This is a genomic window from Streptomyces tendae (assembly GCF_014650435.1).
GTDB lineage: Bacteria > Actinomycetota > Actinomycetes > Streptomycetales > Streptomycetaceae > Streptomyces > Streptomyces tendae.
Window position 1 is genome coordinate 100,244 of the sequence record NZ_BMUY01000004.1, and the last position, 23,493, is coordinate 123,736.

The 23,493-nt window shown below is 71.6% G+C and carries 24 protein-coding genes; 9 read left to right on the top strand and 15 right to left on the bottom strand.

The genetic code is table 11. The features are described 5' to 3' along the window. Nucleotides 1-75: 75 nt before the first annotated feature. The 5 genes from IE258_RS12540 to IE258_RS12560 all read right to left on the bottom strand — a co-directional run bounded on the left by IE258_RS12540 (nt 76) and on the right by IE258_RS12560 (nt 5,187). On the bottom strand, nt 76-1,218 hold the full coding sequence (locus IE258_RS12540) for a M20 family metallopeptidase (RefSeq protein WP_189742821.1): 1,143 nt from the start codon (nt 1,216-1,218) through the stop codon (nt 76-78). Continuing rightward, on the bottom strand, nt 1,218-1,883 hold the full coding sequence (locus IE258_RS12545) for a DUF1028 domain-containing protein (protein ID WP_189742823.1): 666 nt from the start codon (nt 1,881-1,883) through the stop codon (nt 1,218-1,220). Before IE258_RS12545 ends, IE258_RS12540 begins: the two co-directional genes overlap by 1 nt. Next, nucleotides 1,880-2,350: a RidA family protein gene (locus IE258_RS12550; protein WP_189742825.1), complete on the bottom strand. Its 471-nt coding sequence runs from the start codon at nt 2,348-2,350 to the stop codon at nt 1,880-1,882. Before IE258_RS12550 ends, IE258_RS12545 begins: the two co-directional genes overlap by 4 nt. A gap of 12 nt (nt 2,351-2,362) precedes the next feature. Then, a complete protein-coding gene (locus IE258_RS12555) occupies nt 2,363-3,637 on the bottom strand; it encodes a flavin-containing monooxygenase (protein WP_189742827.1) in 1,275 nt (424 codons plus the stop codon). A gap of 140 nt (nt 3,638-3,777) precedes the next feature. Then, a complete protein-coding gene (locus IE258_RS12560) occupies nt 3,778-5,187 on the bottom strand; it encodes a transcriptional regulator (protein ID WP_189742829.1) in 1,410 nt (469 codons plus the stop codon). A 233-nt stretch (nt 5,188-5,420) separates the two neighbouring features. Here IE258_RS12560 and IE258_RS12565 point away from each other — a divergent pair, with 233 nt between their 5' ends. Continuing rightward, nucleotides 5,421-6,044 (top strand): hypothetical protein, encoded by a 624-nt coding sequence (locus tag IE258_RS12565; protein ID WP_189742831.1) that lies wholly within the window; start codon nt 5,421-5,423, stop codon nt 6,042-6,044. A 106-nt stretch (nt 6,045-6,150) separates the two neighbouring features. On the opposite strand, the gene IE258_RS12570 is transcribed toward IE258_RS12565, so the two are convergent. After that, on the bottom strand, nt 6,151-7,470 hold the full coding sequence (locus IE258_RS12570; RefSeq protein ID WP_189743575.1) for a tetratricopeptide repeat protein: 1,320 nt from the start codon (nt 7,468-7,470) through the stop codon (nt 6,151-6,153). Between the two features lie 134 nt (nt 7,471-7,604). On the opposite strand from IE258_RS12570, the gene IE258_RS12575 reads away from it, so the two are divergent. After that, nucleotides 7,605-8,516 carry an SDR family oxidoreductase gene (locus tag IE258_RS12575; RefSeq protein WP_189742833.1) on the top strand — a complete coding sequence of 304 codons (912 nt, stop codon included), beginning with the start codon at nt 7,605-7,607 and terminating at the stop codon, nt 8,514-8,516. A gap of 86 nt (nt 8,517-8,602) precedes the next feature. On the opposite strand, the gene IE258_RS12580 is transcribed toward IE258_RS12575, so the two are convergent. Beyond that, the gene (locus IE258_RS12580) at nt 8,603-9,535 is read right to left on the bottom strand and encodes an alpha/beta fold hydrolase (protein ID WP_189742835.1); all 933 of its coding nucleotides are present in this window, start codon (nt 9,533-9,535) and stop codon (nt 8,603-8,605) included. A 99-nt stretch (nt 9,536-9,634) separates the two neighbouring features. On the opposite strand from IE258_RS12580, the gene IE258_RS12585 reads away from it, so the two are divergent. Then, a complete protein-coding gene (locus tag IE258_RS12585) occupies nt 9,635-10,225 on the top strand; it encodes a TetR/AcrR family transcriptional regulator (RefSeq protein ID WP_189742837.1) in 591 nt (196 codons plus the stop codon). An 18-nt stretch (nt 10,226-10,243) separates the two neighbouring features. Here IE258_RS12585 and IE258_RS12590 read toward each other — a convergent pair whose 3' ends face one another. Both IE258_RS12590 and IE258_RS12595 read right to left on the bottom strand, forming a co-directional pair. Then, nucleotides 10,244-11,935: a subtype B tannase gene (locus tag IE258_RS12590; protein ID WP_189742839.1), complete on the bottom strand. Its 1,692-nt coding sequence runs from the start codon at nt 11,933-11,935 to the stop codon at nt 10,244-10,246. A 238-nt stretch (nt 11,936-12,173) separates the two neighbouring features. Then, the gene (locus tag IE258_RS12595) at nt 12,174-13,685 is read right to left on the bottom strand and encodes a carotenoid oxygenase family protein (protein ID WP_189743577.1); all 1,512 of its coding nucleotides are present in this window, start codon (nt 13,683-13,685) and stop codon (nt 12,174-12,176) included. Between the two features lie 315 nt (nt 13,686-14,000). On the opposite strand from IE258_RS12595, the gene IE258_RS12600 reads away from it, so the two are divergent. Then, entirely contained in the window at nt 14,001-15,506 is a 1,506-nt protein-coding gene (locus IE258_RS12600) for an FG-GAP-like repeat-containing protein (protein WP_189742841.1), read from the top strand. Nucleotides 15,507-15,536: 30 nt separating this feature from the next. On the opposite strand, the gene IE258_RS12605 is transcribed toward IE258_RS12600, so the two are convergent. From IE258_RS12605 to IE258_RS12615, 3 genes are read right to left on the bottom strand one after another with little or no spacing between them, the layout of a single operon-like run. Next, complete coding sequence (locus IE258_RS12605; protein WP_308434166.1) at nt 15,537-16,373, bottom strand: MOSC domain-containing protein; 837 nt, start codon at nt 16,371-16,373, stop codon at nt 15,537-15,539. Beyond that, complete coding sequence (locus IE258_RS12610; RefSeq protein WP_308434167.1) at nt 16,370-17,182, bottom strand: metallophosphoesterase family protein; 813 nt, start codon at nt 17,180-17,182, stop codon at nt 16,370-16,372. The genes IE258_RS12605 and IE258_RS12610 overlap by 4 nt, the downstream gene beginning before the upstream one ends. A 32-nt stretch (nt 17,183-17,214) precedes the next feature. Beyond that, nucleotides 17,215-18,123, bottom strand: coding sequence for a winged helix-turn-helix transcriptional regulator (locus IE258_RS12615; protein WP_189742845.1), 909 nt, complete (start codon nt 18,121-18,123; stop codon nt 17,215-17,217). Between the two features lie 72 nt (nt 18,124-18,195). Here IE258_RS12615 and IE258_RS12620 point away from each other — a divergent pair, with 72 nt between their 5' ends. Continuing rightward, a complete protein-coding gene (locus IE258_RS12620) occupies nt 18,196-18,864 on the top strand; it encodes an O-methyltransferase (RefSeq protein ID WP_189742847.1) in 669 nt (222 codons plus the stop codon). Here the strand turns inward: IE258_RS12620 and IE258_RS12625 are convergent. Continuing rightward, complete coding sequence (locus IE258_RS12625; protein WP_373309748.1) at nt 18,861-19,433, bottom strand: TetR/AcrR family transcriptional regulator; 573 nt, start codon at nt 19,431-19,433, stop codon at nt 18,861-18,863. The two genes, IE258_RS12620 and IE258_RS12625, sit on opposite strands and share 4 nt — an antisense overlap. Nucleotides 19,434-19,495: 62 nt before the next feature. On the opposite strand from IE258_RS12625, the gene IE258_RS12630 reads away from it, so the two are divergent. Further along, entirely contained in the window at nt 19,496-20,467 is a 972-nt protein-coding gene (locus tag IE258_RS12630; RefSeq protein WP_189742849.1) for an SDR family NAD(P)-dependent oxidoreductase, read from the top strand. Here the strand turns inward: IE258_RS12630 and IE258_RS12635 are convergent. Continuing rightward, nucleotides 20,464-20,892, bottom strand: a complete 429-nt coding sequence (locus tag IE258_RS12635) for a VOC family protein (RefSeq protein WP_189742851.1) — start codon at nt 20,890-20,892, stop codon at nt 20,464-20,466. The genes IE258_RS12630 and IE258_RS12635 overlap by 4 nt on opposite strands. 324 nt (nt 20,893-21,216) lie before the next feature. Here IE258_RS12635 and IE258_RS12640 point away from each other — a divergent pair, with 324 nt between their 5' ends. Together IE258_RS12640 and IE258_RS12645 are read left to right on the top strand one after the other, a co-directional pair. Continuing rightward, nucleotides 21,217-21,711 carry a MarR family winged helix-turn-helix transcriptional regulator gene (locus IE258_RS12640; RefSeq protein WP_189742853.1) on the top strand — a complete coding sequence of 165 codons (495 nt, stop codon included), beginning with the start codon at nt 21,217-21,219 and terminating at the stop codon, nt 21,709-21,711. Further along, on the top strand, nt 21,708-22,151 hold the full coding sequence (locus tag IE258_RS12645) for a winged helix DNA-binding protein (RefSeq protein WP_189742855.1): 444 nt from the start codon (nt 21,708-21,710) through the stop codon (nt 22,149-22,151). Before IE258_RS12640 ends, IE258_RS12645 begins: the two co-directional genes overlap by 4 nt. Before the next feature lie 45 nt (nt 22,152-22,196). Here IE258_RS12645 and IE258_RS12650 read toward each other — a convergent pair whose 3' ends face one another. After that, the gene (locus IE258_RS12650) at nt 22,197-22,475 is read right to left on the bottom strand and encodes an Atu4866 domain-containing protein (protein ID WP_189742857.1); all 279 of its coding nucleotides are present in this window, start codon (nt 22,473-22,475) and stop codon (nt 22,197-22,199) included. Between the two features lie 133 nt (nt 22,476-22,608). On the opposite strand from IE258_RS12650, the gene IE258_RS12655 reads away from it, so the two are divergent. Continuing rightward, nucleotides 22,609-23,460: a helix-turn-helix domain-containing protein gene (locus IE258_RS12655; protein WP_189742859.1), complete on the top strand. Its 852-nt coding sequence runs from the start codon at nt 22,609-22,611 to the stop codon at nt 23,458-23,460. Nucleotides 23,461-23,493: the final 33 nt, after the last annotated feature.

Consider the following 23,493-nt stretch of genomic DNA (forward strand, 5'->3'; position numbering starts at 1 on the left):
AGGAGACCGCGCCCGCGGATCAGGTCCGGCGCAGGTCTGCCGCGTCGTGCACCTCCGGGGAGACGAGCGCGGGGATCATGCGGTCACCTCCTCGGTCTGGCCGCGGTCCACTCCGGTCCAGGCCAGCGCGACCGCACCGTCGAGCAGGGCCCTCTCGGCGGTGCCACCGACGCAGTGCGCGGCGAACTCGCGCTGGTGGTTGGTGGCGGGCAGGGAGCCGATGCCGATGTAGGGGTGGATGGCGGGCACCACCTGGGAGACGTTGCCCATGTCGGTGGAGGCGCGGTTCATCCGGGCGGCCTGGCCGGGCGGCGCGAACCTGCGCCCCAGGGCGAGGGCGTTGGCCCGGTAGTGCGCGAGGGCCTGCTCGTCGGTGCGGAACTCCGCGTACGGCTTGCTCTCCGGCTCGACCTCGAGCTCGCAGCCGGTGGCCAGGGCGCCCGCCTCGAAGGCCCGCATGACGCGGGGCTCCAGCTCGGCCAGTTCGGCGAGTGTCTCGGCCCGGACGTACCAACGCCCGGTCGACCGCTCCGGGATGGCGTTCGGTGCGTCCCCGGCGTGTGTGACGATGCCGTGCACGCGCGCCGAGGAGGGCAACTGCTGGCGCAGCAGTCCGAGGGCGACCTGGGCGACGGTGAAGGCGTCGGCGGCGTTGACCCCGGCCTCGGGGTAGGCCGCGGCGTGCGCGGACTTCCCGGTGTAGGAGATCTTCGAGTGGCTCACCGCGAACGGGCGTGCCTCGGCGACGTCGACGGGCGCCGGGTGAACCATCATCGCCAGGTCCGTCCCGGTGAAGGCACCCCGTTCCAGCATCTCGATCTTCCCGCCGCCGCCCTCCTCCGCCGGGGTTCCGTAGACCTCCACGGTGAGCCCGATGCCGTCGGCGACGGCGGCCAGGCCGAGGGCCGCGCCGACCGAGGCGGCCGCGATGAGGTTGTGCCCGCACGCGTGCCCGAGACCGGGCAGCGCGTCGTACTCGGCACACAACGCGATCCGTACCGGACCGCTGCCGAACCGGGCGTGGAAGGCGGTGTCGAGCCCCAGGTAGGACGAGGTGACGTCGAACCCGGCGCGGTCCAGGAGTTCGGGTACGGCGGCCGCCGCCCGGTGTTCCTCCCAGGCGGTCTCCGGGTCGGCGTGCAACCGCTCGGATAGGGCGATCAGCTCCTCGGCGTGCTTCTCGACCGCGCGGCGGGCGGTGTGTTTCGGCGTGCCCATCAACGGTCGCCCGGAACGCCGTAGGAGGGGGCCGAGGCGGGATCGAGTCCGCGGCGCACGTAGTCGTCGCGCTGCGGCAACCAGAGGTCGAGGAGGTCACCGAGCCTGTCGATCGGGTCCTCGGCCCAGTCCACGCGCAGGTCGGTGACGCGCCAGTCGACGTCCGCGACGACCGCCAGGCCCGCCGAGTGCACCGGCCCCTCCTCACCGCCGGCGTCGACAGCGGCCTTCATGGCGGTGACCAGGCGTTCCTCCAGTTCGCCGGTGGCGGCGGCGTACGCGTCGAGGAGCACCCGGGGAATGTGTCCGCCGCAGAGCATGTTGCCCGCCGCCACCGCGCCGTCGGCGGTGGCCGACGCGTGCTGGCCCAGGGTGTGCGAGCCGCTGAAGGCGAAGCCGGGGCCGGAGCGCCCCAGGACGGTGAGCTGCCGGTAGTCGATGTGATCGGCCGTCTCGGTGACCTCGGTGAGTGCCCGCCGGGCGTCACCGTGTTCGGCGAGCCCGTCCAGCAGCCGGGTCCCGAGGGTCGGGTCGGTGATGTTCTGCGAGGCGGCGGCGCCGACGCCCGGCCGCAGGTGCGCGACGCGGGCGAAGACGGCCGGACTCGACGAGCTGGCCGCCAGACCGAACCGGTCGCCTTCGCGCACGACGAGGGAGAAGGTCATGCTCGGCCCTCCCCGGGTATGACGGCGACCGCGTCGATCTCGCACAGCCACTCCGGTCGGGCCAGGGCCGAGACGACCAGCCCCGTGGAGATGGGGTGCACTCCCCTGGTCCAGCGGCCCACCGTGCGGTACACCGCCTCGCGGTAGCGCGGATCCACCAGGTAGATGGTCAGCTTGACCAGGTGTTCCATCCGGCTGCCCGCCTCTTCGAGCAGCATCTTGATGTTGGCCATGGCCTGCTCGGCCTGCGCCTCGGCGTCTCCGATCCCCACGGACTCACTCGTGTCCAGGTCCTGACCGATCTGACCGCGGACGTACACCGTGTCGCCCGCGACGACGGCTTGGCAGAGGTCGTTCTCCAGATGCTGCTCCGGGTAGGTGTCGCGGGTGTTGAACGGCCTGATGCGGGTGTGCCCGCCGGTGACGATCGGCCCCCTCGGGGGACGTCCCTTGCTCGCGGATGTCATCAGCTGCTCCCTCTACTTCTCGCTGTTGGTCGCGGTGTCCGTGCTGCCGTAGGAGAGGTAGCCGCGGCGGGTCGCCATGTGGTCGGCGACGTACCTGGCGTCGTGCCACACGCCCCAGATGAAGCTCGACCCCCGGCGGGACAGCCAGGGGAGCCCCAGGAAGTACACCCCCGGCTCCTCCGCCACGCCGCGCCGGTGCCTCGGACGACCCCGCTCGTCGAAGGTGTCGACCTCCAGCCAGCCGTAGTCGGCGGCGAAGCCGGTCGCCCAGACGATCGAGGTCACACCGGCCTCGGCGAGGTCGAGCTCCAGTCGGGGGTCGGTCACACACGTCGGATCGGGACCCAGCACATGCGCCTGCGGCTCCTCGGGCAGTTCGAGCCCGTTGCGCTCGACGTAGGCGTCGGCGGCCCGCAGCAGCTCAAGGTACTTCGCGTCGCCCATCGAGATGTTCGCAGCGAGGTCCGGTGCGAAGCGCAGCACGCCTTGCTCGTAGGCCGCGGTCATACCGACCAGTTCGACACCGTCGGCGGCCAGGGCGCGGAAGTCCACGGTGTGTCCGCCGCGCGCACCGCTGACGGCGATGGTGACGTGTCCGGCGCCCTGCGGCGGGGTCTCGGCGTCCCAGCGTCCCAGGACACCGAGCCACCAGCAGAAGTCGCGTCCGCGGTATTCGCGGGGCGGGCGGTCGTGCGGACCGACGGAGAGCAGGACCCGGCGCCCGGACCGTCGCAGCTCGTCGGCGATCTGGACTCCGGAGGATCCGGCGCCCACCACGAGCACCGCTCCTTCGGGCAGTTGCCGCGCATTGCGGTACTGGCTGGAGTGCATCTGCACCCGTACGGCGCCGTCCGGGACGACGGGCGGAATCACCGGCCGCTGGAACGGGCCCGTCGCCGCCACGACGAAGCGTGCGTCGATCGTCCCTTCCGACGTGCGGACCTCGAAACCGGACCGGCCCTCGCGCCTGCGTACGGAGGTGACCTCCACACCGGTCCTGACCGGGGCGCCCATCTTCTCTGCGTAGGCGACGAAATAGTCGGCCACCTGCTCCTTCGAGGCGAAGGCGTCCGGGTCGACACCGGGGAACTCCATCCCCGGGAACCGGTCGTGCCACGCAGGCCCGTTGGCGACCAGCGAGTCCCACCGCTCCGACCGCCACCGCTCGGCGATGCGGTGCCGTTCCAGCACCACGTGCGGGATGCCGTGAGCGCTCAGGTGCTCGCTCATCGCCACGCCTGCCTGACCCGCCCCGACGACGACTGCTTCGGTCTCTTCCTCTGACATCCAAGCCTCCACTCGAGCGGTGATCCGTCCGGTGTCGCGTCGACGTGGCCACCGCAGGAACATCCTTGGCTCGGGCTGCTTTTCTGTCCAACAGTTGTTTCCGTGGAGAGCGATCGATTCAATCGATGCAGCGCCATCGTCTAAGGGCGGTAGGGCTCCCACTGGCGGCCCAGGGTGTCGTACACGTACCGGGGCAGGCCGTCGATGGCGCTGGTGCGGAACGGGCGGCCGTTGTCGTCCATGCGTACGGTGCCCGTGCGGCCCTGGGAGGACCAGTCCAGTTCCAGGTACCAGCGGCAGTCGCACGAGCTGGTCTCGGCCGTGACCAGCAGCACCTCGGGATCCTTCGCGGAGACGCGGTAGGGCATGCGCACGGCCGGGATCGGTGTGCCGGAGTCGTTCCCGGCAACGGCGCGGGCGATGGGGCGGTCCTTGTCCAGGTCCACGGCGAAGTACCGGGGGGTGAGCGAGCCGCCGCAGCCCTGGTCCATGGCGTAGGCGTTGCCCTCGGCCGGCGCCGTACGGCCGACCACGCGCACCCGCAGTGCCTCCAGGACGACGGCCGTGTCGCTGCGCCCCTGCACCGACAGCTGCACGAGCGTCTCGCGACCGTGCACCGCGTTCTGCGTCGCCGCCCAGGGCGCCGCGTCCTGGGGGGCGGGAGGAGGCGGGACCTGGTTCGGCGGCTTGGCGACGACGTAGTCGTGGCCGCAACCGAGTTTCCACGCCTGGGAGTTCACCGACCAGGTGAGCGGCGGCCCAGCGGGCTGTTCCCCGGGGGGCGGGGCGGACGTCGCGCCGGAGGGGCGAGGGGCGTCCGGTTTCCTCTTCGGGGTCGCGGAGCCCGAGGGCCGCTCGGTGGTGGGGGTGGCGCTCGGGCCGGGTGAGGTGGCCGGTCGCTCGGGCGCCCCGGACTCGGTCGTACCGGACGCCGCCGGGCCGGCGGCCCGGGCAGGACCGTCGGCCGACGCCCGCCGCCCCTCCGGCGGCGCGGCCAGGGCACCGAGCGCGGCGAGCACGGCACAGCCGCAGGCCAGCGACGCCATGACGCGTCCCCGGCGGTACCACGGGCGGCGGGCGGTTTCCGTTTGGGCGACCGGGCTGCAGGTGGTCTCCGGTGCCGTGTCCGGTGGGGCGGCCGGGCCGCCGTCGGCCTTCGGCGCCGTACTCGGTCCGGTGGTGTCCTCCCCCGCCGGGTCCGGTCCCTGCGCCGCGTCGTTCACGGTTTGCGCCGCCGTGGCGTCGGGCGCGTCCTGCGTCGCGCCCTCCGTACGAGGCCGGTGGCGGGCCGCCACCGCCAGCAGCCAACGGCGGTGGAGTTCCAGGCGTTGTTCCGGGCTCGCCCCGCACAGGGCGGCGAAGCGTTCCACGGGGGCGAAGTCGAGCGGCACCGCGTCGCCCGCGCAGTAGCGGTGCAGCGTCGAGGTGTTCATGCCCAGACGGCGGGCCAGCGAGCCGTAGCTCCGGTCCGTGCGCTCCTTCAGTGCCCGCAGCAGCGCCGCGAACCCGGCCACCGCGTCGATGCCGTCGCCGTCGTCCTGTGCCGACACAGGTCCACCCGTCCTCGTACGACCCACCCGGCCCGGGACGGCGTCCCAGGCACTTCATGTACCTGCACGTCAGACGGGCTGGGATGGTTCCACCGGGTGTGATCCGCCGCCGGCTGTTGCGCCCGGGCGCCGTGACCGCCGATGCTCTTGGTGCCGCTCCGACCAGGCCCGGGACGACCAGCCGGCCTCGCCACGGCATCCACGTCCACGCACTCGTCCACGGGGGAACGCCCATGTCCATGCGCATTCGAACGAGCACCGTCACCGCACTCACCTGCGCCGCTCTCGCGGCCGGTGCGGTCCTCACGGCACCGGCCGCCGGCGCCGCGCCGCGGACCGCGGAGCCCGCCTTCCTGTCGGCGTCCCAGATGCCGCCGCACCCGACGTCGTCCTGGACCGCCGGGCCGGTCACCGACGGGTTCTCCGACGAACTCGGTCTGTGCTTGAGCACGGAGGGCGTACCCGTCCACGACTACCGGCACCGGCGGTTCTGGACCGACCTGGACACCGGCGCCGTGCAGTTGACCGTCGTGACGGGCAGCGCGGCTCAGGCCAGGGCTCTGGCCAAGCACTACGACGACCTGATCCGCACCTGCGCCGACCGCATCGAGGAGTCCTCGGCCGACGTCGAGGCCGAGGGCCGCGACTACGGCACGCTGCCGGTCGAGGAGGGCGCCCACGTCCGCGGCCTGCACACCGAGACGTCCTGGGGCGCGACCGACATCGCCCTGCTGTCGGTCGGGCGGGACGGCAGGACCGTCACCGTCGTCAAGTGGGGACAGATGGGCGACTTCCGGAACGCGCCCGTGGCCGCTTTCAAGAAGACCACGCGCACGGCCGTCGACAAGCTGTACTGACCCGACGGCCGCCAACAGGCCGGGTCCGTCCTCCCGCCACGGGGGTCGGGAGGACGGACCCGTATCGGTCGCACCGGGGGCTCCTTGCTCGGAGCCGGCGGACACGTCAGAGGAAGCGGGAGCTGGAGACCGGTCCCGCGGACGACAGACCGGCCCGGTCGGCCCGCAGCCAGGTGTCGCGGACGGCGGACACGAAGTCGGTGAGTCCGCCGACCGGGTCGGCGGGTGCCGAGCCGTCCCCCTCGTCAGGCGTGGCGTCGGCAGCCAGGATGTCCGCGGCGATCTCCTCCTCCGGCCTGCCGTCGGGCGCGCCGCACTCCACGTCGCCGTCCTCGCCGGCCCGCAGCTGCCCCTCCCAGGGCGCCGTCGCCGACTGGTGCAGCAGGGTGGCGCTGTCCGCGGTGACCACCGGTGGGTCGGTCCAGTTGCTCGCGTGTTCGTGCAGGATCTGGCCCGGCGTCCGCTCGTGGAGCCGGTCGAGCATCCCGGGGCCCTGCTCGGCGTCGGCCACCTTCGTCAGGTCGTACGCGACGACGAGCGTGTCCTCGCGGTCGGGTGCGAAGGGCTGCGCCGGCAGGTCCAGCAGTCGGGCCGCCGCGAGTCCGAGGATGCGGCTGTCCCGGTCGGGCAGGAGGGACACCGACGTGGGATCCGCTCCGGCGGCGTCGAGGACCGCCTTCAGTCGCACCAGTCCGCGCAAGCACTGGTCGTGGGTGTCCTGCAGCCAGGCGTACCGTCCGGTCATCCCGGCGTCGAACCCGTACGGGGACAGGGTGGTGAGCACGGTTCCGCCGATGACGTACTGCCAGCCCCGCAGATCCGTGGTGTCGAGCGGGCTCGCCCCTGCGACCCCGGCGGCCCGCTCCAGCATCGCGCGCTGGCGGGCCCGCGCGGGCAGCCACATCGCCTCCTGCGGATCGGACAGCCGCGCGTCGTGCCGGCGGGCCAGGGCGAGGTCGCCGGCCATGACGGCGTTGAAGACCAGCAGATAGCGGTCCGGCCAGTCGAGGAGTCCGCTCTCGTGGGCGACGAGCGCGTCGACGGCCTCGCGGTGCCGGCCCTCGCGCTCGTACGCCGCAACCAGTTCCCGCAGGATCCCCGCGGCGTCCGGCGCCTGCCGCAGCGCCTCACGCAGGGCGGGTATCGCCAGGTGGGGCACGCCGCGCTCGATGCACGCGTACCCGAAGTCGTAGAGGACGGGGGCCTTCGGGGCTCGGGCGGCCAGGGCGTCGGATGCGACACGCAGATCGTCGAAGCCGGCGCTTTCGGCGGCCCGGGCCACCACGAGGGCCAGCTCGTCGAGCGGCAGGTCGTCAGTGCCGTGCCGCAACTGGCGCAGGGCGCCCGGGACGTCACCCTCGTCAAGGGCCTGCCATGCCTGGAGGAGTTCGGGAGTCTTCGGGCGGCGATTCCTGCGCGAGAACATGCCTCGGATCTTCACCGATGGTCCGCCTCCTCCTCAACCGCATTACGCGGGTGGGCCCGAGCGGGTTTGCAGGGGGGCTCCTGTGGGATACCCGACTGCCGAGCGTGCCCCACGTCCTCAGGAGGCTCATGAGCATGCAGAACAATGACCGGACCGCAGGCACCGACCCGCAGACCGACGCCGAGCCGAAGCCGCCCTACCCCAAGCAGCGGCAGCAGGCCCCGGGCCTGGAGCGTGACATGCGCCCACGGCCGCGCTACGAGGCGAAGCGCTACCGTGCGGCGGACAAGCTCCGCGGCAAGGTCGCACTCGTCACCGGCGGTGACTCGGGCATCGGTCGCGCCGTCGCGCTGCTGTATGCGCGCGAGGGCGCGGACGTGGCCATCGTGTACCTGCCCGAGGAGCAACCGGACGCCGAGGAGACCTGCGACGCGGTGCGGGCCGTCGGGCAGAGGTGCCTGCTCCTGCCCGGCGATCTCGCCGACGCCGCCTTCTGCCGGGAGACGGTCGAGCGGACCGTACGGGAACTGGGCGGCCTGAACATCCTGGTGAACAACGCGGCACATCTGAACAGCCAGACCGACCTGTCCCAGCTCAGCTTCGAGGACTGGGACAGGTCGTTCAAGGTCAACGTGTACGCCTACTTCCACCTGGTGCAGGCCGCACGCCCGCACCTTCGGGCCGGCGACGCGATCATCGCCACCGCCTCGGAAGAAGCGCTCCGGGGCAGCGACACCATGATGGACTACGGGGCCTCCAAGGCCGCGCTGGTCAACTTCACCAAGTCCATCGCCCAGCATCTCGCCAAGGACGGCATCCGCGCGAACGTGGTCGCGCCCGGCCCCACCTGGACGGTGCTGAACGTCGCCGACCCGAACATGCCGCAGGAAGGTCTGGCCCACCTCGGCACCGAGGGCCCGCTCGCGCGTGTCGCGCAGCCGGAGGAGATCGCGCCGGTGTACGTGTACCTGGCCTCCGACGCCGACTCCAGCTTCACCGTCGGCGAGATCATCGCCGTCACCGGCGGCATCACCACCACCGACTGACCGGGCGCCGCGCGCGGCTGATGGACGTGTGAGAGGTATCGGGCGGTGGGGTTCCGGAAGGGCCCGTTGACGGCTTCCGCCCTGTCTCAGTCGTCGTCGGTGATGAAGGCGGTCAGCGCGGCAGCGACGGCATCGGGCTGTTCATCGGGGATGAAGTGTCCTGCGCCGGGCACGACGATGCCGGTGGCGCGGTCGGCCCAGGGCCTGATGGACGCCGCCATGTCGGGGATGGAACCGTCGCTGCCGGAGATCCCCAGCACCGGGACCGTCAGGCGCTGTTGTGCCAGCACTTGGTGGTTCTTCCGCGCCGACTCGGCTGCGTCCCGGTAGTAGGCAAGGGATGCCCGGAGACCGCCGTCGGCGGCCACGGACGCGGCGTACTGCTCGATCTCCGCGTCGTCGAAGGTGTCGCAGGAGAGGGACTTGGCCTTCAGGAACCAGCCGACGTACTCCCGTTCGCGGCCGGCGAGCAGTGTCTCGGGCAGGTCGGGCACGAGGTGGAAGGCGAAGTGCCAGGTCTTCCACGCCTGTTCGGGGTCGGTCGGAATGGCGTCGGGGAGTGTGATGCCCGGGATGCCGGCGTCGAGCAGCGCCAGGCCGCGCAACCGACTTGGGTGCTTCAGGGCGAGGGAGAAGGCGACCCACGCGCCGATGTCGTGGGCGACCAGCCAGTACGTCGAGACTCCGAGCGCCTCGACCGCCGCGTGGACGTGCGCGGCGACCGTGTGCGTGTCGTAGCTGACGTCCGGGCGCTCGGAGTGGCCCTGGCCCGGCAGGTCGATCGCGACGACCCGGCATCGGACGGCCAGCTTCGGCATCACCTTGCGCCATGCCCACCAGGTCTGCGGGAACCCGGCGAGCAGCACGACGGCCGGGCCGTCCGGCCGACCGCCCTCCACCGCGTGGAGCCGGACGCCGTCCGCGTCGATCCAGCGGTGGGTGAATCCGGCCAGGTCGGGCAGCGGCAGGTCGCGGACCGGGTTGCCGGGGACGCGCGGGGCGCTTGCGGGGTCATGCATGACTTTCCTCCACTGATCGGGCGACATGTCCGGCCGCCCTCATGTCTGCACCCTAACTCATCTTGAACTATCTGGTTCAAGATGAGTTAGGGTGCAGACATGGCAGGCAAGAAGCAGTTCGACGTCGCCACGGCGCTGGATGCCGCGATGATCCAGTTCTGGCGGGCCGGTTACGCGGACACGTCGGTGGACGACCTGTCCCGGGCGACGGGACTCAACCGCAGCTCCATCTACTCCTCCCTCGGCGACAAGGACACCCTCTTCCTGCGCTGCCTGGAGCGCTACAGCACGCGCTACGGGGACAAGTACGACGCCGCGCTGTCCGGCGCCGCCGACCGGCCCCTGGCAGCCGCACGGGCGTTCTTCGACGTCACGCTGGAGCGCATCGCGGACCCCGGCCTGCCCGACGGATGCCTGGTGGCCCAGACCGTCATGGCGACTCCGGTACTGAGCGCGGCCGTCGCGGCGCGTGCACGGGAGGCGATCGGCCTCCAGCACACCCGGCTACGGGACGCGCTCAAGGCCGGCCGACTGCACGACGGGGCGGCCGACTCCTTCGCCGCCCACCTCGCGGCCGTGAACCAGTCGCTCGCCGTGATGAGCAGAGCCGGAACGAGCACGGAGCAGCTGCGCGCCGTCGTCGACGTGGCCCTCGGCGCACTCGCGCAGAGTCTCGGCGCGCGGGACTGAGACGCTCCGACGGCTGCCCTATCCCCTGCGCCGGGGGGCCGGCGGGGCGCCGACCTTCCGTACGGCGTCGGCTATCCAGGCCATGGCCTCGGGCACGTCGTAGTTGCCGGCGTGCGGCTGGTTCCAGGCGAGCCGGTAGTCGAGGTTCGTGACCTGCTTGTCGGCTGCCAGCGCCCGGTCGAGGTTGACCGAGACGGTGAACGCGGTGTCCCGGTCGCGGGTGCCGTGGCGGACGTACCAGTTCGGTGCGGTGTCGGCGCGGGTGCCGACGAAGTCCATCGGGTTGATCAGGTGGACCTGGTCGTCGACAGTGGCGCTCTGCTTCGCGGTGTACTGCTTCCAGGTCAGCCCGGTGTCGTCGAGGCCGCTGCCGTCGCCCGCGACGTCGTTGTGGCTCCAGCCGTATTCCGTGTAGTTCAGGTACTCCTGGGTCGGCGGGCCGAAGAGGTTGGTCTCGGTGCGGCCGGCGGTGTTCCCGTTGACGCCCACGGCGTCGAAGGCGGGGGTCGTCTTGAGCGTGGCCTGGGTGGCGACGAAGGCGAGGTACCTCGTCATGTCGACGGAGCGGACCTTGCCGGTGGCGGTGTCGACGTCGATCCAGTCGTTGACGTACGACTTGGTGGCGGGCGGGCCGCCGGACGTGATCTCGAAGGTGCCGCCCAGCGGGGGGATCGTGTGCGCGGGATCGGCCTCGAGGTAGGTCTCGGCGGAGCGGACTACCTCCTTCTCGATGGTGTCGAGCAGGGTGGCGGCGGTGAGCCGGGTGCCGTCGGGGTTGCGCAGCCCCAGGCTCCTCTCGTATGCCGCGAAGCGCTCCGCGATCGCCGCGGCGTCGGCGGGTGAGGGGTTGGAGCCGGTGGCGTCGCGCGTACCGAGGACGTTGTAGAGCCACTCGTAGACGATGTCGGCGTTGCCGAGGTCGGTGATCGGACAGTACGCGTTGACGGCGAAGACGTCGTCGCGCAGTGTGCTGCGGCCCTTGGCGTCGATGCCGGCGGCGCCGATCGCGGCGAGGTGGGGGGCGTACTCGGCGCTGTTGCCGGACGCGCCCAGGATCGACGCCAGCGCGCCGCCGCCGCTGGTGCCGTTGACGACGATCCGCTCGGCGCTGCCGGGCATCGCGGCGTCGTTGAGGCGCAGATAGCGCACGGCCGCCTTGGCGTCGACCGCGGCCGCGGGGGCCTTGCCGGGGGACGAGCCGTCGGCGCCGACCAGCCCACGGCTGCGGTTGGCGACGTCGACGAAGACGTATCCGGCCTTCAGTGCGGCGCCGACGTTGCTGGTCGAGCTGTCGTAGGAGGCGCCCTCGGTTACGCCGGCCTTGACGTAACTGGCCATCCAGCCGCTGTTGTTCACCGCGAAGTACACCGGCGTCCGCTGGTCGCCGAAGGCACTCTCGGGGACGAAGACGTTCATGCCCTGGTAGCCGCAGGCCGTGTTGGAGATCGTGGTGGTGCCGCCACCGGGCCCGCCGGGCTGCTGGGCCGCCGCCGCGACCGGGTTCGCGACGTAGCAGATCTCCTTGTACCAGCGCACGTTCACCGGCCGGTCGTCCACCGTGACGGTGATCGTGGTGTACGCGGAGGAGTCGAAGTCCAGCTCGGCGTCCTCCGGGTCCGCGGCGTGACCGCGGCCGGCGGAGGGCGCTGCCAGTGCGACGGAGGTCGGCATCGCCACCGTCGCGAGGACCAGGGAACTCGCGAGCGCCACGCTCCTCAGGAGGCGGTCGCGGGACGCGGGGCGGCCTGTGCCTTTCCCCGCCGGGTGAGTGAAGGCGTCACGTCCGAAAGACGCAGAGAGCCTCTGCATGGGTCTCCCCTCATCGAGCACCGAGTGCTTCGCCCAAGGCCCCGGGACCGAGGCGTGACGCACGCTACAAGAGTGTTGACAATATGCCCAGCAATCTCGCAGACAACTTCTCGCCCCTGGTCGGGGACGGCGCCGCTGCTCAGGCGTCCGCGATCCAGCTGCCGTGGAATCCCAGCGGTACCCGGCCGGGCAGCTGGATGCGGGCCAATGGGTGGCCGCCGAAGTCCTGGGCCGAGAGGATCACCAGGTCGGTCGCGCCGCGGTCGGGGTCGTTCACGTACGACAGGACGTAGCCGTCGTCCTCGTCCCGCGCTCCGCGTCGCGGGACGAACACCGGCTCGCTGACCGCCGCGCCGCCGGGGAACCGATGGAGCTGCCTGCGGCCCCGCAACATGTCGTGCTTCACCAGGTAGTTGCCGAGCTTCTCGTCCGGGCAGGCCCCGTCGACGGCCTCGTACGCACGCCACATCTCGGCCGCGCTCGCGGTGTAGGCATAGCGGTGCCGTCGGGCGACCAGGGACTCGTTGATGCGAGGGAATTCCTGCGGACGGTCGTCCAGCCGCGTGCTGCGGACCCGGTCCGCGCGCAGGTCGATCGTCCATCGGTCGAGCGTCGGGGATCCGGTCGCGGTGGGTCCGCCCATGCCCCGCCCGGCGGCGTGGAACGGCGCGGGGAATCCGATGTACTCCACCACCACGGTGTCGCCGTGGTCGTAGGCGTTGAGGGTGTGCGAGTAGTACACGGGGTCGATCTCGAACCAGCGCGTGGTGCCGCCACCGCGCGGCAGCAGTCCGATCCGCATGGGGTGGCTGTCGTTCCACACGTACGGCACGATCGCGCCGGCCTCCGCGGCGGCACCGTCGAAGGTGATCGGCACGTCCACGATCACCACGTACTTCTCGGTGAGCGCGAAGTCGTGCATCATCGGCGCGTCCGCGACGGGGATCCGCGTGGCCGGCCCTGCCCTGCCGGTTCGATCGATCACGATGTGACGCACGTGGTCCCAGGTGGGGTAGTACGCGATCGCGTGCAGTTCGTCGGCCGCCTCGTCGTACTTGGTGTGCGCGGCAAGGGCGCCGTTGAGCGTGGAGCGGAAGTCGTACGGGCCCACGGTGCCCAGTTCGCCGTCCAGTTCGTACGGCAGCGGCCCGCCTTCCTGCATCGCCAGGATGCGGCCCTTGTACGGGATCACGTGCGTGTTGCACGCGAAGTCGTCCGGCGGCACCCGGCCCGGGTAGGTCTCACCCAGCTTCGCCGTCACCTGCGAGGACCGCACCCAGCGGTTGCGGTACCACTCCGCGCGCCCGCCGCGCAGCCGGACGCCGTGCACCATTCCGTCACCGATCATCCAGTGGTGTGCGCGGACGTCCTCGACGCCGAGGGCGTTCGGTCCGTTGCGCAGGTAACGGCCGTCCAGGTCGTGCGGGATGCGGCCGACGACGTCGAGGCCGAAGGTGGTCAGCTCCTCGGTGACCGGCGCGAAGGCGCCCTCCAGGAACGGGACCGCCCCGGTCGCGCCGCTTCTCGGTGCTCGGCAACTCGCCTGCGCCTCGGCCCTGAGGAAGCCGGGCCCGAGGCCGCTCCCCACCACACTGCCCGCTGCCGCGACCGCGGCGCCCTTGAGGAGTGTGCGCCTCGTGTGACTGGCCATCATGCTTGCCCGTTCCGTGGGTCGGTGTCCGGCTGTGACCGGATTCGTGGTGACGGTTCAACCCTCCTCCGTGGTCGCCGGTGAAGCAGGTGGTCCAGGTCCCGGATCAGGAGGGGTGCTGGCACCACCGCCGGGCCGCCGTGTCGGGGTCGTCGGCCGAACGACGAGAAGGCGGTGCGCCGACCGTCGGCCGTGATCGTGGCGGAAGGGCGCGTACAACCTTCGACGGCCTGGGGATGTCTATTCGGTGAACGCAGCACGGTCCGTGGCTCCGCCCGGCAGCCGTGGGCATTCCCAGAGCAGGGAGGTCCTCCCGTGCACCACCTCGGACGAGCGGCCGTCACGACCGCCGCACTCATCACCCTCGCCGGCGGCGCGGTCGTCGCGGCGCCCGCCTCCCAGGCCGCTGTGCCTGTGCCCTTCCCGTCCATCGGGTGGCAGCAGCGCAACTGCGACTTCGACGGCAACGGTTTCGACGACGTGCTGACCGGCGCCCCGGGCGCCACGGTGAGCGGCGCATCGGGCGCCGGTTACGTCACCGTGCAGTACAGCTCGTCCGGCGGACTGAGCACGACGAAGAAGAGCGTGCTCCACCAGAACGTCTCCGGCGTGCCCGGCGGCGTCGAGACCGGCGACCGGTTCGGCGGGGCCGTGGCCTCCGGCGACCTGGACAACGACGGGTACGACGACGCGGTCGTCGGTATCCCGGGGGAAGACCTGGCCGGACTGCCGGACACGGGCGGGGCGGTCGTCTTCTGGGGGTCACCGACCGGGCTGCACGGCTCCGACAGCACCTGGCTGGAGAGCGGCGACCTGCGGGCCGGAGCCCATTTCGGGCGGGCTCTCGAAGCGGCCCGGTACTACGCCCCCGACCCGGCGGACCCGAACGCCGACCCTCGTGACTCGCTCGCCGTCCTGGAGGACGACGCCCTGCTGTTCTTCACCCTCACGCCCGGCCAGGCGGCACGGCGCCCGGCGCTGTCGGAGCACAGAGTGCGGGCGAGCGACTTCGCACCGGCGGGCACCGGCTTCGAGTTCCGCGGCCTCACGCACGGCAACTACAACGAGGACTCCTGGTCCGACCTCGCCGTCTCCGGCGTCACCACCGGCTCGGAGCCCGGCGTCGGCACGGTGCACGTCCTGCACGGCGCACCCGACGTCGCCGGTCTCGGCGACGGGGGCACGTTCCCGGGGGGACCGGCCGTCGTCTCCGGCGACTGGGACGGCACGGGACAGGACGACCTCGTCGTCGGCGACACCTCGGCCGGCGCCCCGAAGGGCGGGGGCATCACCCTCTACCTGGGCCGCGGCGACCTGTCCGGGCTCGAGCCAGAGCCGGCGCAGTACTGGACCCAGGACTCCCCCGGCGTGCCCGGAACCGCGGAAGCGGGTGACCAGTGGGGCGCCGAACTGTCGGCCGGGGACACCGACGGTGACGGCCACCCCGACCTCGCTGTCGGTGCGCCCGGCGAGGACATCGGCACCGTGCCCGACGCGGGCGCCGTGTGGGTGCTGCGCGGCGACCCGACCGGGTTCAGCGACGTCGGGGTGAAGAGCTTCGACCAGCAGCTTGCCGACATCCCCGGAGTGGCGGAGAAGTCCGACCGCTGGGGCGGCCAGGTCCGGCTCGTCGACGCCAACAAGGACGGCCTCTTCGGGCTCCTGGCGGCGGCACCGGGCGAGAACACCGACGACGGGTTCATCTGGGTCCTGCCGGCATCGTCGTCGGGCCTCCTCGCCCGCGGCACATGGACCTACGACGGGGCACGCCTGGGAGCGCCGACGGCCAACGCGCTGTTCGGGGCCGCGATCGACGAGTAGCGGCGCTGCGGCGGGGCCGCAGCCGTCGGCTCACAGCTCCGAGGCTCCCCACCGGCTGACCACCACCGGGTCACCGACGCACACCGTGCCCGGTCGGACGACGGCGAACTTCGTGCCGAGGGCCAACCCGCCCCTGGTCCGGCGATAGCGGGCCAGCGTGCGCAGCGGCTCCGGCCCGACCCTGCGTGCCGTGCGCTGGTCGACGGTGGTGACCACGCACCGCAGAGCGAGTTTCGCGTAACCCAGTTCGCAGTCGCCGATCGTCATGCGGCGCAGGAGGTCTTCCGTGTGGGCGTGCTCCCAGCCGTCGACGACGATGTTCGGCCGGAATCTCTCCATCGGGACCGCGGGGTGTCCGGCCGACCGCAGTTTCTCGTTGAGCAGGGCCACGGATGCGGCCGACAGCAGGTGAACGGCGCTGCTGTCGGCGTAGCCGGAGGTCCCGGGGGTGTGTCCGTCGGTCACGCGCCGGTGGTCCGGCGGCACCCTGACCAGGCGGCTGGCCTCGCCGACCGCCTGCGACAGCCACTCCCCCACGACGGGCCCCTGATCGATGCCGCGGAAGGGCTCGCCGAACAGGTCCACGGAGCGGTGAGGACCGTTCCGGGCGACGGCGAAGGACAGCGGTGCCAGGCCCGGGTGGTGCAACGACATCCGGGAACCGTCCGGGCTCACTTCCGGCGTGATGAGTGCGAGCTGCGGATGGCGGCGCTGGGTGCGGTAGACGCCTTTCCCGTCCACAACGAGAAAGGCACGGTCGTGCGTGATCCCGGCCGGTGTGATCACCGCTGTGGTGGGGCGGACGGCGGCACAGCCCTTGACCGGGTAGTAGGCGAGTTGCGCTATCCGTGGTCCGATGCCGGTCACCTTTTCAGGCCACCGCCTTCGCCGAGCGGGCCGTGTGCGCCGCGGCCCTCTTCGGTTGATGAGGGGCGCCTGCCGTCGCGTGGTCCGAACGTCTCGAGCGCCTCGACGTCGCCGCCCGGCCTCCTGACGTAGTCGTCGAGCCACTGTTCGACGCCGGGCAGGGCGGAGCGTCGTGCCGTCTCCCGGATCACTTCCTCCCGGTCGAACGGAGTGCGGCGCAGGGTGACGGCTCCCTCGTGGAGCAGCGCCCAGTGTGCGCCCGAACGGCCGTAAGGAATGCCCACGCTGCCGGGGTTGACGACGGTCCGTCCGGCGGCCAGGCGGACGAACGGCATGTGGGTGTGGCCGCAGACCACGGTGGAGACGGACGGCGGAACGTCCGCGAAGACCTCCTGCCAGCGCTCGATGCGGCTGTCGACGAGTACGACCTCCTGGTCGTCTCGTGGGGTCGCGTGGCAGAACAGGACGGTGCCGAAGCCGTCGATCTCCACGGTCAGTTGCTCCGGCATGCGGTCGAGGAGCCGTTGGTGATCGGGGCGCAGCTGCCCGGCTCCCCAGACCGACACCGGGTCGTCGTCGAGCCCCACGTCGACACCGCGAGACATCTGCAGCAGTTCGCGGTCGGCGTTGCCGCGGATCAGGAGGGCGCGGTCACCGAGGCCGACGAGTCGGTCCAGTACTTCGGCGGGTTCCGGCCCCCAGGTGTGGTCCCCGGTCACCAGGATGAGGTCCGCCGAGGCCACCGCGGGTTCCGCGAGCACCTGGTCGAGCGGCCCTGACATCCCGTGGATGTCGGACAGTACTGCCACTGTTCCTGTCGCTGTCCCTGTCACTGTTCTCGTCATCGCTTGTCTCCTTCCCTGCTCGGCCGCGAGCCCGTTGACCTGGCGAGGTCGAGTGCGTGCAGGACGGCGGCCGGGATGTCTCTGACGGGGAAGAGCACATGCCGTACCACGCGGTCGGGTCCGACGACGAGGATGAGGCGTTTGACGCGCAGGCTCTGTCCGGCCCGGAAGGTCGGCAGGCGCAGTGCCGCGGTGAGCTGGAGCCTGTCGTCGCAGAGCAGCGGGAACGGCAGGTCCTCGGCCCGCGCGAAGGCGGCCTGCTCCTGCGGCGTCTGGGTACTGACCCCGTGGACGGCGATGCCGTCGGCCCGGAACAGCGGCCATGCGGCACGGAACTGACGGTTCTCCAGCGTGCAGCCCGCGCTGCCCGGTACCGGCGGCGCGGTGATGTCGTCCGGGACTCCGGGGACGCCTGTCGCGGGATAGGCGAACAGGACCGTCGCTCGGGCTCCGGCGGCCACGGGATCGTACTCGCCGCCGTCGGAGCCGGGGAGCCGCAGCCCGGCCGGGACCTGCTCGCCGACCAGGGAGGTGACACGGCGGGCCTCGGCTCCCTCGTCCGCGGCCTGCCCGGTGAGCGTGCCGTCTCCCAGCAGCCAGCGGTCGGCCCAGTCCTGGAGCGAGACCAGCGTGGGCAGCAGTCCGCGGCCCTGTTCGGTCAGCACGTACTCGTAGCGGGGCGGACGATCCTGGTAGAGGCGTCGCTCCAGCACATGATGCTCGGTCAGCATGCGCAGACGTTCGGCGAGAACCTTGCGGGAGACGGACAGTTCGTTCGCCAGCCGATCGAAGCGAACGTGTCCACGGGCGACCTCCCGCAGTACCAGCAGGCTCCACCAGTCGCCCACCACCGCTGCGGCCTGCGCGATGCCGCAGGCGTCGTCGGCCACACGTCGTGGATGCATCGTCTCTCCTGCCACCCCGCCCTCATAGTAGGTTCCTTTTGGGAATGTAGTGCATATCGAAAGGGAACTCACATGGCCCAGCAGACCTGGACGGCCGTCGACGACTACTTCAACGACCTTCTGGTGGAAGAGGACGACGCGCTGCTCAAGGCCGTGGCGAGCCAGGACGCGGCAGGTCTGCCACCGCACCAGGTCTCCCCCAATCAGGGCAAACTGCTGAGCCTGCTGGCCACGCTGCGGGGTGCCCGCAGGATCCTGGAGATCGGGACGCTCGGGGGCTACAGCACCATCTGGCTGGCCCGGGCACTGCCCGCGGACGGACGGCTGGTGACCCTCGAGGCCGACGCGGCCTACGCCGCCGTGGCTGCCGCCAACATCTCCCGTGCCGGGCTGGACGGCATCGTCGACCTGCGGGTCGGCAGGGCCGTGGACTCCCTGCCGCAGCTGGCGGACGAGGAGCAAGGCCCCTTCGACCTGGTCTTCATCGACGCCGACAAGCCGTCCAACCCCCTCTATCTGGAGTGGGCGTTGCAGCTCACCCGGCCGGGCAGCGTCATCATCGGCGACAACGTCGTCCGTGACGGCGCGGTGGCGGACGCGACCAGCTCCGACCCCCGCGTCCAGGGCGTCCGCCGCTTCACCGAGCTGATCTCCGAGCACCCACGCCTGACCGCCACCACCATCCAGACCGTCGGCAGCAAGGGCTACGACGGGTTCACCCTCGCTCTCGTCACCCGCTAGAGCAGGAGACCGATGGCTACGGCCAGGCGTTCGAGGTACAAGTCCCTTGACGGGACCTGGTGCTTGAGGCCGGTCGATGCGCTGATCAGCGTCTGTGCGACAGGGAGCGCCGCCTCTCGTCCGGACTCGACGGCGATCGCCTCCGTGACCAGTTGCTCGAAGCGTCGCGGCGCGGTCTCGACGATCTCCCCGAGGATGTCAGGGTTGTCCTCGATGACCCGCGCGGCGTCGTGGGTCAGTGGGCCACCGATGTAGCGACCCGCCCACTGGTCGAACGCTTCGACCAATCGCTCCGGCAGGGGGCGGCCGCTGTCCGCGAGGACCTGTTCGACCGCGGTGAGGTCGCGGTCCAGGGCCTGGGTGACCGCGGCCCGGAACAGAGTCTCCTTCGAGGAGAAGAGGAAGTAGAGGCCGGGCCGGGAGATGTGCGCCGCCCGCGCCACCTCCTCCATCGACGTCTTCCGGTAGCCGAAACGCGCGAACGTGGTCATGGCCGACTCCAGGACCGTCGTCCGGCGGTCGGCATCGGGTCCTGCCGAGGGCGGGCGGTCGGCGTCGGGACTGCTCATGGGGCGAGCATACGGTCACTGACCGCACTATACAAATCTTGTCCAGTTCGTATAGTGGCGGCATGGACTCTCGCCGGCTCATCTCCACGCCCTTCACCTCTTCCAGCACGGCGGACGACGTGTTGGCGGGCCTCGACCTCACCGGCGTCCGCGCGATCGTGACAGGAGCCTCCTCGGGGCTCGGCGCCGAGACGGCTCGCGCGCTGACCGCCGCCGGGGCGGAAGTGACACTCGCGGTCCGGAACACCGCCGCGGGTGACGCCGTGGCCGAGACGATCGCAGGGGCGACCGGCGGGGCCCTGCCCCGCGTCGTCCGGCTCGACCTCGCCGACCGGGGCTCCGTCGCCCGGTTCGTCGACGCGTGGAGTGGCCCGCTCCACCTGCTCATCAACAACGCCGGCGTGGTCACCAGTGGCCTCGAGCGGACGCACGAGGGCTGGGAGCTGCAATTCGCGACGAACCATCTCGGCCACTTCGCCCTGGCCACCGGACTGCACCACGCCCTGGCCCAGGGAGCGGCGGACCGCGACGGAGCACGGATCGTGTCGGTCAGTTCGACGGCGCACATGCGGTCCGGCGTCGACTTCGACGACCTCCACTTCGAGCGCCGCGCCTACCACCCGCAGATCGCCTACGCGCAGTCGAAGACGGCGAACTCCCTCTTCGCCGTCGAGGCGACCCGCCTGTGGGCGTCCGACGGGATCGTCGCCAACGCGGTGAACCCCGGTGGTGTCGCGACGGGGCTGCAGCGGAACTTCACGCCGGAGCAGCAGGCGTCGCTCGACGCGGCCGAGGCTGCCGGTGTCTTCACCTACAAGACGGTCGAGCAGGGCTCCGCCACCACTGTCGTAGCGGCCGTGGCCCCCGAGTTCGCCCGCTCCGGAGGCCACTATCTCGACGATGGGCGGGAGGCCTGCACGGTGCCCGACGACGCCGACCTCGCGCGGCACCCGCACGGTGTCAAGGAGTGGGCGCTCGACCCCGCCACCGCCGAGCGCCTCTGGACCGTCTCCGCCGACCTGCTCGGGCGCTAAGGGCGGGCGTAGGGCCGGGTCATGACCTCCATGTTGTGACCGTCCGGGTCGTCGAAGTAGACGCCGCGGCCACCGAACAGGCGGTTGATCCTGCCGGGTTCGGTGTGGGCGGGGTCGGCGTAGTAGGTGACGCCGAGCGCCTCCAGGCGGGCGACGACGGGGTCGAACCGCTCCTCGGGCACGAGGAAGGCGTAGTGCTGCGACTGGATCGGCTCGTCACTCTTCTCGTAGAAGTCGAGCGTCACGCCGTTGCCGAGGTCGACGGGCAGGAACGGCCCGAAGGGGGCGCCGACCCGCAGGCCCAGGACCGCGGCGAGGAACTCGGCGGACAGGTGCCGGTCGCTCGCGTAGACGGCGGTGTGGTTCAACTGGACGCCGGCCGCCGATGGTTCGGACGCAAGCGGGTACTGCTGGTCAGTGGACATCAGGGGTGGTGTCTCCGGTCTTGGGAGCCGATGGACTGAGGCGCCCTGTGCGGGCGCGGGGACTCGGACACGGAGAAAGGGGGCGGGGCTCTTGCCCGCCTCGCGCTCACGCCGAGGCCGGGAACCTCACTCGTGCGTGGCCCATGGCCGACCCGGCAGTCACCCGACTGACCTTATTGACCATCACCGGCGAGGGCAACATCGGCTTTGGCCAGGCCGGGCTGGGCTGTGCCGGTCCGGGGAGCGGGCCGCCGCTGCGTCCGGACTCACGGTCGGCGACCGATATAGTAGCCATGGCTACAGTAGCTATGTATTCTATTCGTCATGAGCAAAGCTTCGACGGGCCCCACGCCCGGCTATCTGGTGTGGCGGCTCGCCAACAAGTGGCGCGTCGCGGTCGACCGCGCACTGGCTCCGCTGGGACTCACCCACGCGCAGTACGCACTGGTCGCGTCGCTGCACGGAATGCAGCGTGGCGGAGAGCGGCCCAGTCAGCGTCGACTCGCCGACCACACCGGTCTGGAGGCGCTGTACGTCTCCAAGCTCGCCCGCGCCCTGGACTCGGCCGGACTGATCGAGCGCACCCGCGACCCACGCGACCCACGGGCGGTCCAGCTGGCTCTCACCGAGGAGGGGCAGACCGTCACGCGGCAGGCCATCGTGGTCGTCCAGGAACTCCTCGAGCAGCTGTTGGAGCCGCTCGGCGGCCTCGACACCCCTCGGACGCGCGCGTTCACCGACGAGCTGACGACCTTGCTCGACGTACCTCTCGCTCCATCCCCGCCGCACCACGAGCACACTCGGAGGACAACACCGTGACCACCACCGCACCCGCCGCCGACCCCCGCGTCCTCGCCCTGGCCCACTACGCCGCCCGCGGCGTCCTGGAGCGGGTCCTTGCCCGGCACGGCGTGACGTTCCAGCAGCAGGTCGCCCTGCGCGCCGCCGTCACCGCCGACGCCCCGCAGACGCCGGACGATCTCGTCACCCAGGTTCGGGGCTCCCTCAAGAGCGACACGGCCGGCATCCGCGCCACCCTCGACGAACTGCTGGCGGCGCGGCTGCTCGTCGCCGACGGCCCGCACGTGCGCCCCACGGACGCGGGGCATGAACTGTTGGCCGCCGTCGGCGCGGAGACCGCCCCCGTCACCGCCCGCATCTGGGGCGGGATACCGGCCGACGACCTGGCCGCCGCCGGGCGCGTCCTCGCCCTGGTCACCGAGCGGGCCAATGCGGAACTGGTGGCGCCGACCGGCTGACCCCCGAGGCCCCGTGCCCGCCCGAGCGCACGGCACTGGTTGCGCTCATGCGGGCCCCGCCTCGCGGTACAGCACGAGGTGTTCGTGGTGGAGCACGCCGTCCCGCAGGTCGCCGGTGGCGGTGAAGCCGGTGTCGTCGACGTAGTCGAGGTGGTTGCCGGTCACCGTGTACCGGCCGGTGTACGCGCTGCGCCGGTTTCCCCGGGCCTCGTCGTAGCGTCCGTCCGGCAGGAGTTCCTGACGGATGTAGCCGTCCGCGGTCACCCACATGCCGACCACGTCGGCGTTCTCGCAGTTCCGGTTGCCGTGCGCCTTCGCTGTCATCGGGATTGCCCTCTCGGTGAGCGGTGTGTGCCCGGCCGAGTCTGCGCAGGTCGGCCAGGTGCCACCAGGGCGTTCGCTGCCTGGGTGCGGCACACCCGGGAAGGACGGCGGGCCACCGCCTAGCCTTGGGGGCATGGACGACAACCACCTCGGGGAGTTCCTGCGGGCGCGTCGCGCCCGACTGCGGCCGCAGGACGTCGGCATGGCGAGCCATGGACTACGCAGGGTCGCCGGACTGCGCCGCGAGGAGGTCGCCGTCCTGGCCGGGGTCAACTCCGACTACTACACCCGGCTGGAGCAGGGACGCGAGCGGCACCCCTCCGCGCAGGTACTGGACGCTCTCGGGCGTGCGCTGCTCCTCGACACGGACGCCTTCCTCCACCTGCACCGCCTGGCCGGGGTGTCACCGGCCGGCCGAGGCTCGTCGCACGTCACCGAACGGGTCGGTCCGGCGCTGCGTCAGCTGATGGACGGCTACGCCCACACTCCCGCCTTCGTGATGAGCCGCACCTTGGACCTCCTGGCCGCCAACGCCCTGGCCGACGCGCTCTTCGCCCCCTTCGCACCTGCGGACAACCTGGCCCGCATGATCTTCCTCGACCCGGCGGGCAGGCAGTTCTACCGGGACTGGGACCTGGCCGCCGAGGCCGTCGTCGCCAACCTGCGCCAGGCGGCGGGCTTCGATCCCGAACACCCGCGTCTGCGCGACCTCGTGGACACTCTCACCGCGCGCAGTGCCGCCTTCCGGGGCCTGTGGGCCGAGCACTCCGTGCGCGGCAAGACGCGGGACGCCAAGGAGCTCCTCCACCCGGACGTCGGCGCGCTGTCACTGACGTACCAGTCCTTCGACGTCCGCGACGCGCCGGGGCAGCAACTCGTCATCTACCACGCAGAGCCCGGCAGTCCGTCGGCTCACGCCCTGGCTCTCCTCGGCTCCCTGCACGCCGGGGAGCGGCAGACCTCGGCCGACTCCACCGGGCAGTAGGCCCCGCGAGCGAGTCCCCAGCAGTCCTCGCCC

What these genes read in the sequence shown, in the direction of transcription:
- IE258_RS12540 (WP_189742821.1), bottom strand. Translation starts at nt 1,218, where the DNA reads ATGGGCACGCCGAAACACACCGCCCGCCGCGCGGTCGAGAAGCACGCC.
- IE258_RS12545 (WP_189742823.1), bottom strand. Translation starts at nt 1,883, where the DNA reads ATGACCTTCTCCCTCGTCGTGCGCGAAGGCGACCGGTTCGGTCTGGCG.
- IE258_RS12550 (WP_189742825.1), bottom strand. Translation starts at nt 2,350, where the DNA reads ATGACATCCGCGAGCAAGGGACGTCCCCCGAGGGGGCCGATCGTCACC.
- IE258_RS12555 (WP_189742827.1), bottom strand. Translation starts at nt 3,637, where the DNA reads ATGTCAGAGGAAGAGACCGAAGCAGTCGTCGTCGGGGCGGGTCAGGCA.
- IE258_RS12565 (WP_189742831.1), top strand. Translation starts at nt 5,421, where the DNA reads ATGTCCATGCGCATTCGAACGAGCACCGTCACCGCACTCACCTGCGCC.
- IE258_RS12570 (WP_189743575.1), bottom strand. Translation starts at nt 7,470, where the DNA reads ATGTTCTCGCGCAGGAATCGCCGCCCGAAGACTCCCGAACTCCTCCAG.
- IE258_RS12575 (WP_189742833.1), top strand. Translation starts at nt 7,605, where the DNA reads ATGCAGAACAATGACCGGACCGCAGGCACCGACCCGCAGACCGACGCC.
- IE258_RS12580 (WP_189742835.1), bottom strand. Translation starts at nt 9,535, where the DNA reads ATGCATGACCCCGCAAGCGCCCCGCGCGTCCCCGGCAACCCGGTCCGC.
- IE258_RS12585 (WP_189742837.1), top strand. Translation starts at nt 9,635, where the DNA reads ATGGCAGGCAAGAAGCAGTTCGACGTCGCCACGGCGCTGGATGCCGCG.
- IE258_RS12595 (WP_189743577.1), bottom strand. Translation starts at nt 13,685, where the DNA reads ATGGCCAGTCACACGAGGCGCACACTCCTCAAGGGCGCCGCGGTCGCG.
- IE258_RS12615 (WP_189742845.1), bottom strand. Translation starts at nt 18,123, where the DNA reads ATGCATCCACGACGTGTGGCCGACGACGCCTGCGGCATCGCGCAGGCC.
- IE258_RS12620 (WP_189742847.1), top strand. Translation starts at nt 18,196, where the DNA reads ATGGCCCAGCAGACCTGGACGGCCGTCGACGACTACTTCAACGACCTT.
- IE258_RS12625 (WP_373309748.1), bottom strand. Translation starts at nt 19,433, where the DNA reads ATGAGCAGTCCCGACGCCGACCGCCCGCCCTCGGCAGGACCCGATGCC.
- IE258_RS12630 (WP_189742849.1), top strand. Translation starts at nt 19,496, where the DNA reads ATGGACTCTCGCCGGCTCATCTCCACGCCCTTCACCTCTTCCAGCACG.
- IE258_RS12635 (WP_189742851.1), bottom strand. Translation starts at nt 20,892, where the DNA reads ATGTCCACTGACCAGCAGTACCCGCTTGCGTCCGAACCATCGGCGGCC.
- IE258_RS12640 (WP_189742853.1), top strand. Translation starts at nt 21,217, where the DNA reads ATGAGCAAAGCTTCGACGGGCCCCACGCCCGGCTATCTGGTGTGGCGG.
- IE258_RS12650 (WP_189742857.1), bottom strand. Translation starts at nt 22,475, where the DNA reads ATGACAGCGAAGGCGCACGGCAACCGGAACTGCGAGAACGCCGACGTG.
- IE258_RS12655 (WP_189742859.1), top strand. Translation starts at nt 22,609, where the DNA reads ATGGACGACAACCACCTCGGGGAGTTCCTGCGGGCGCGTCGCGCCCGA.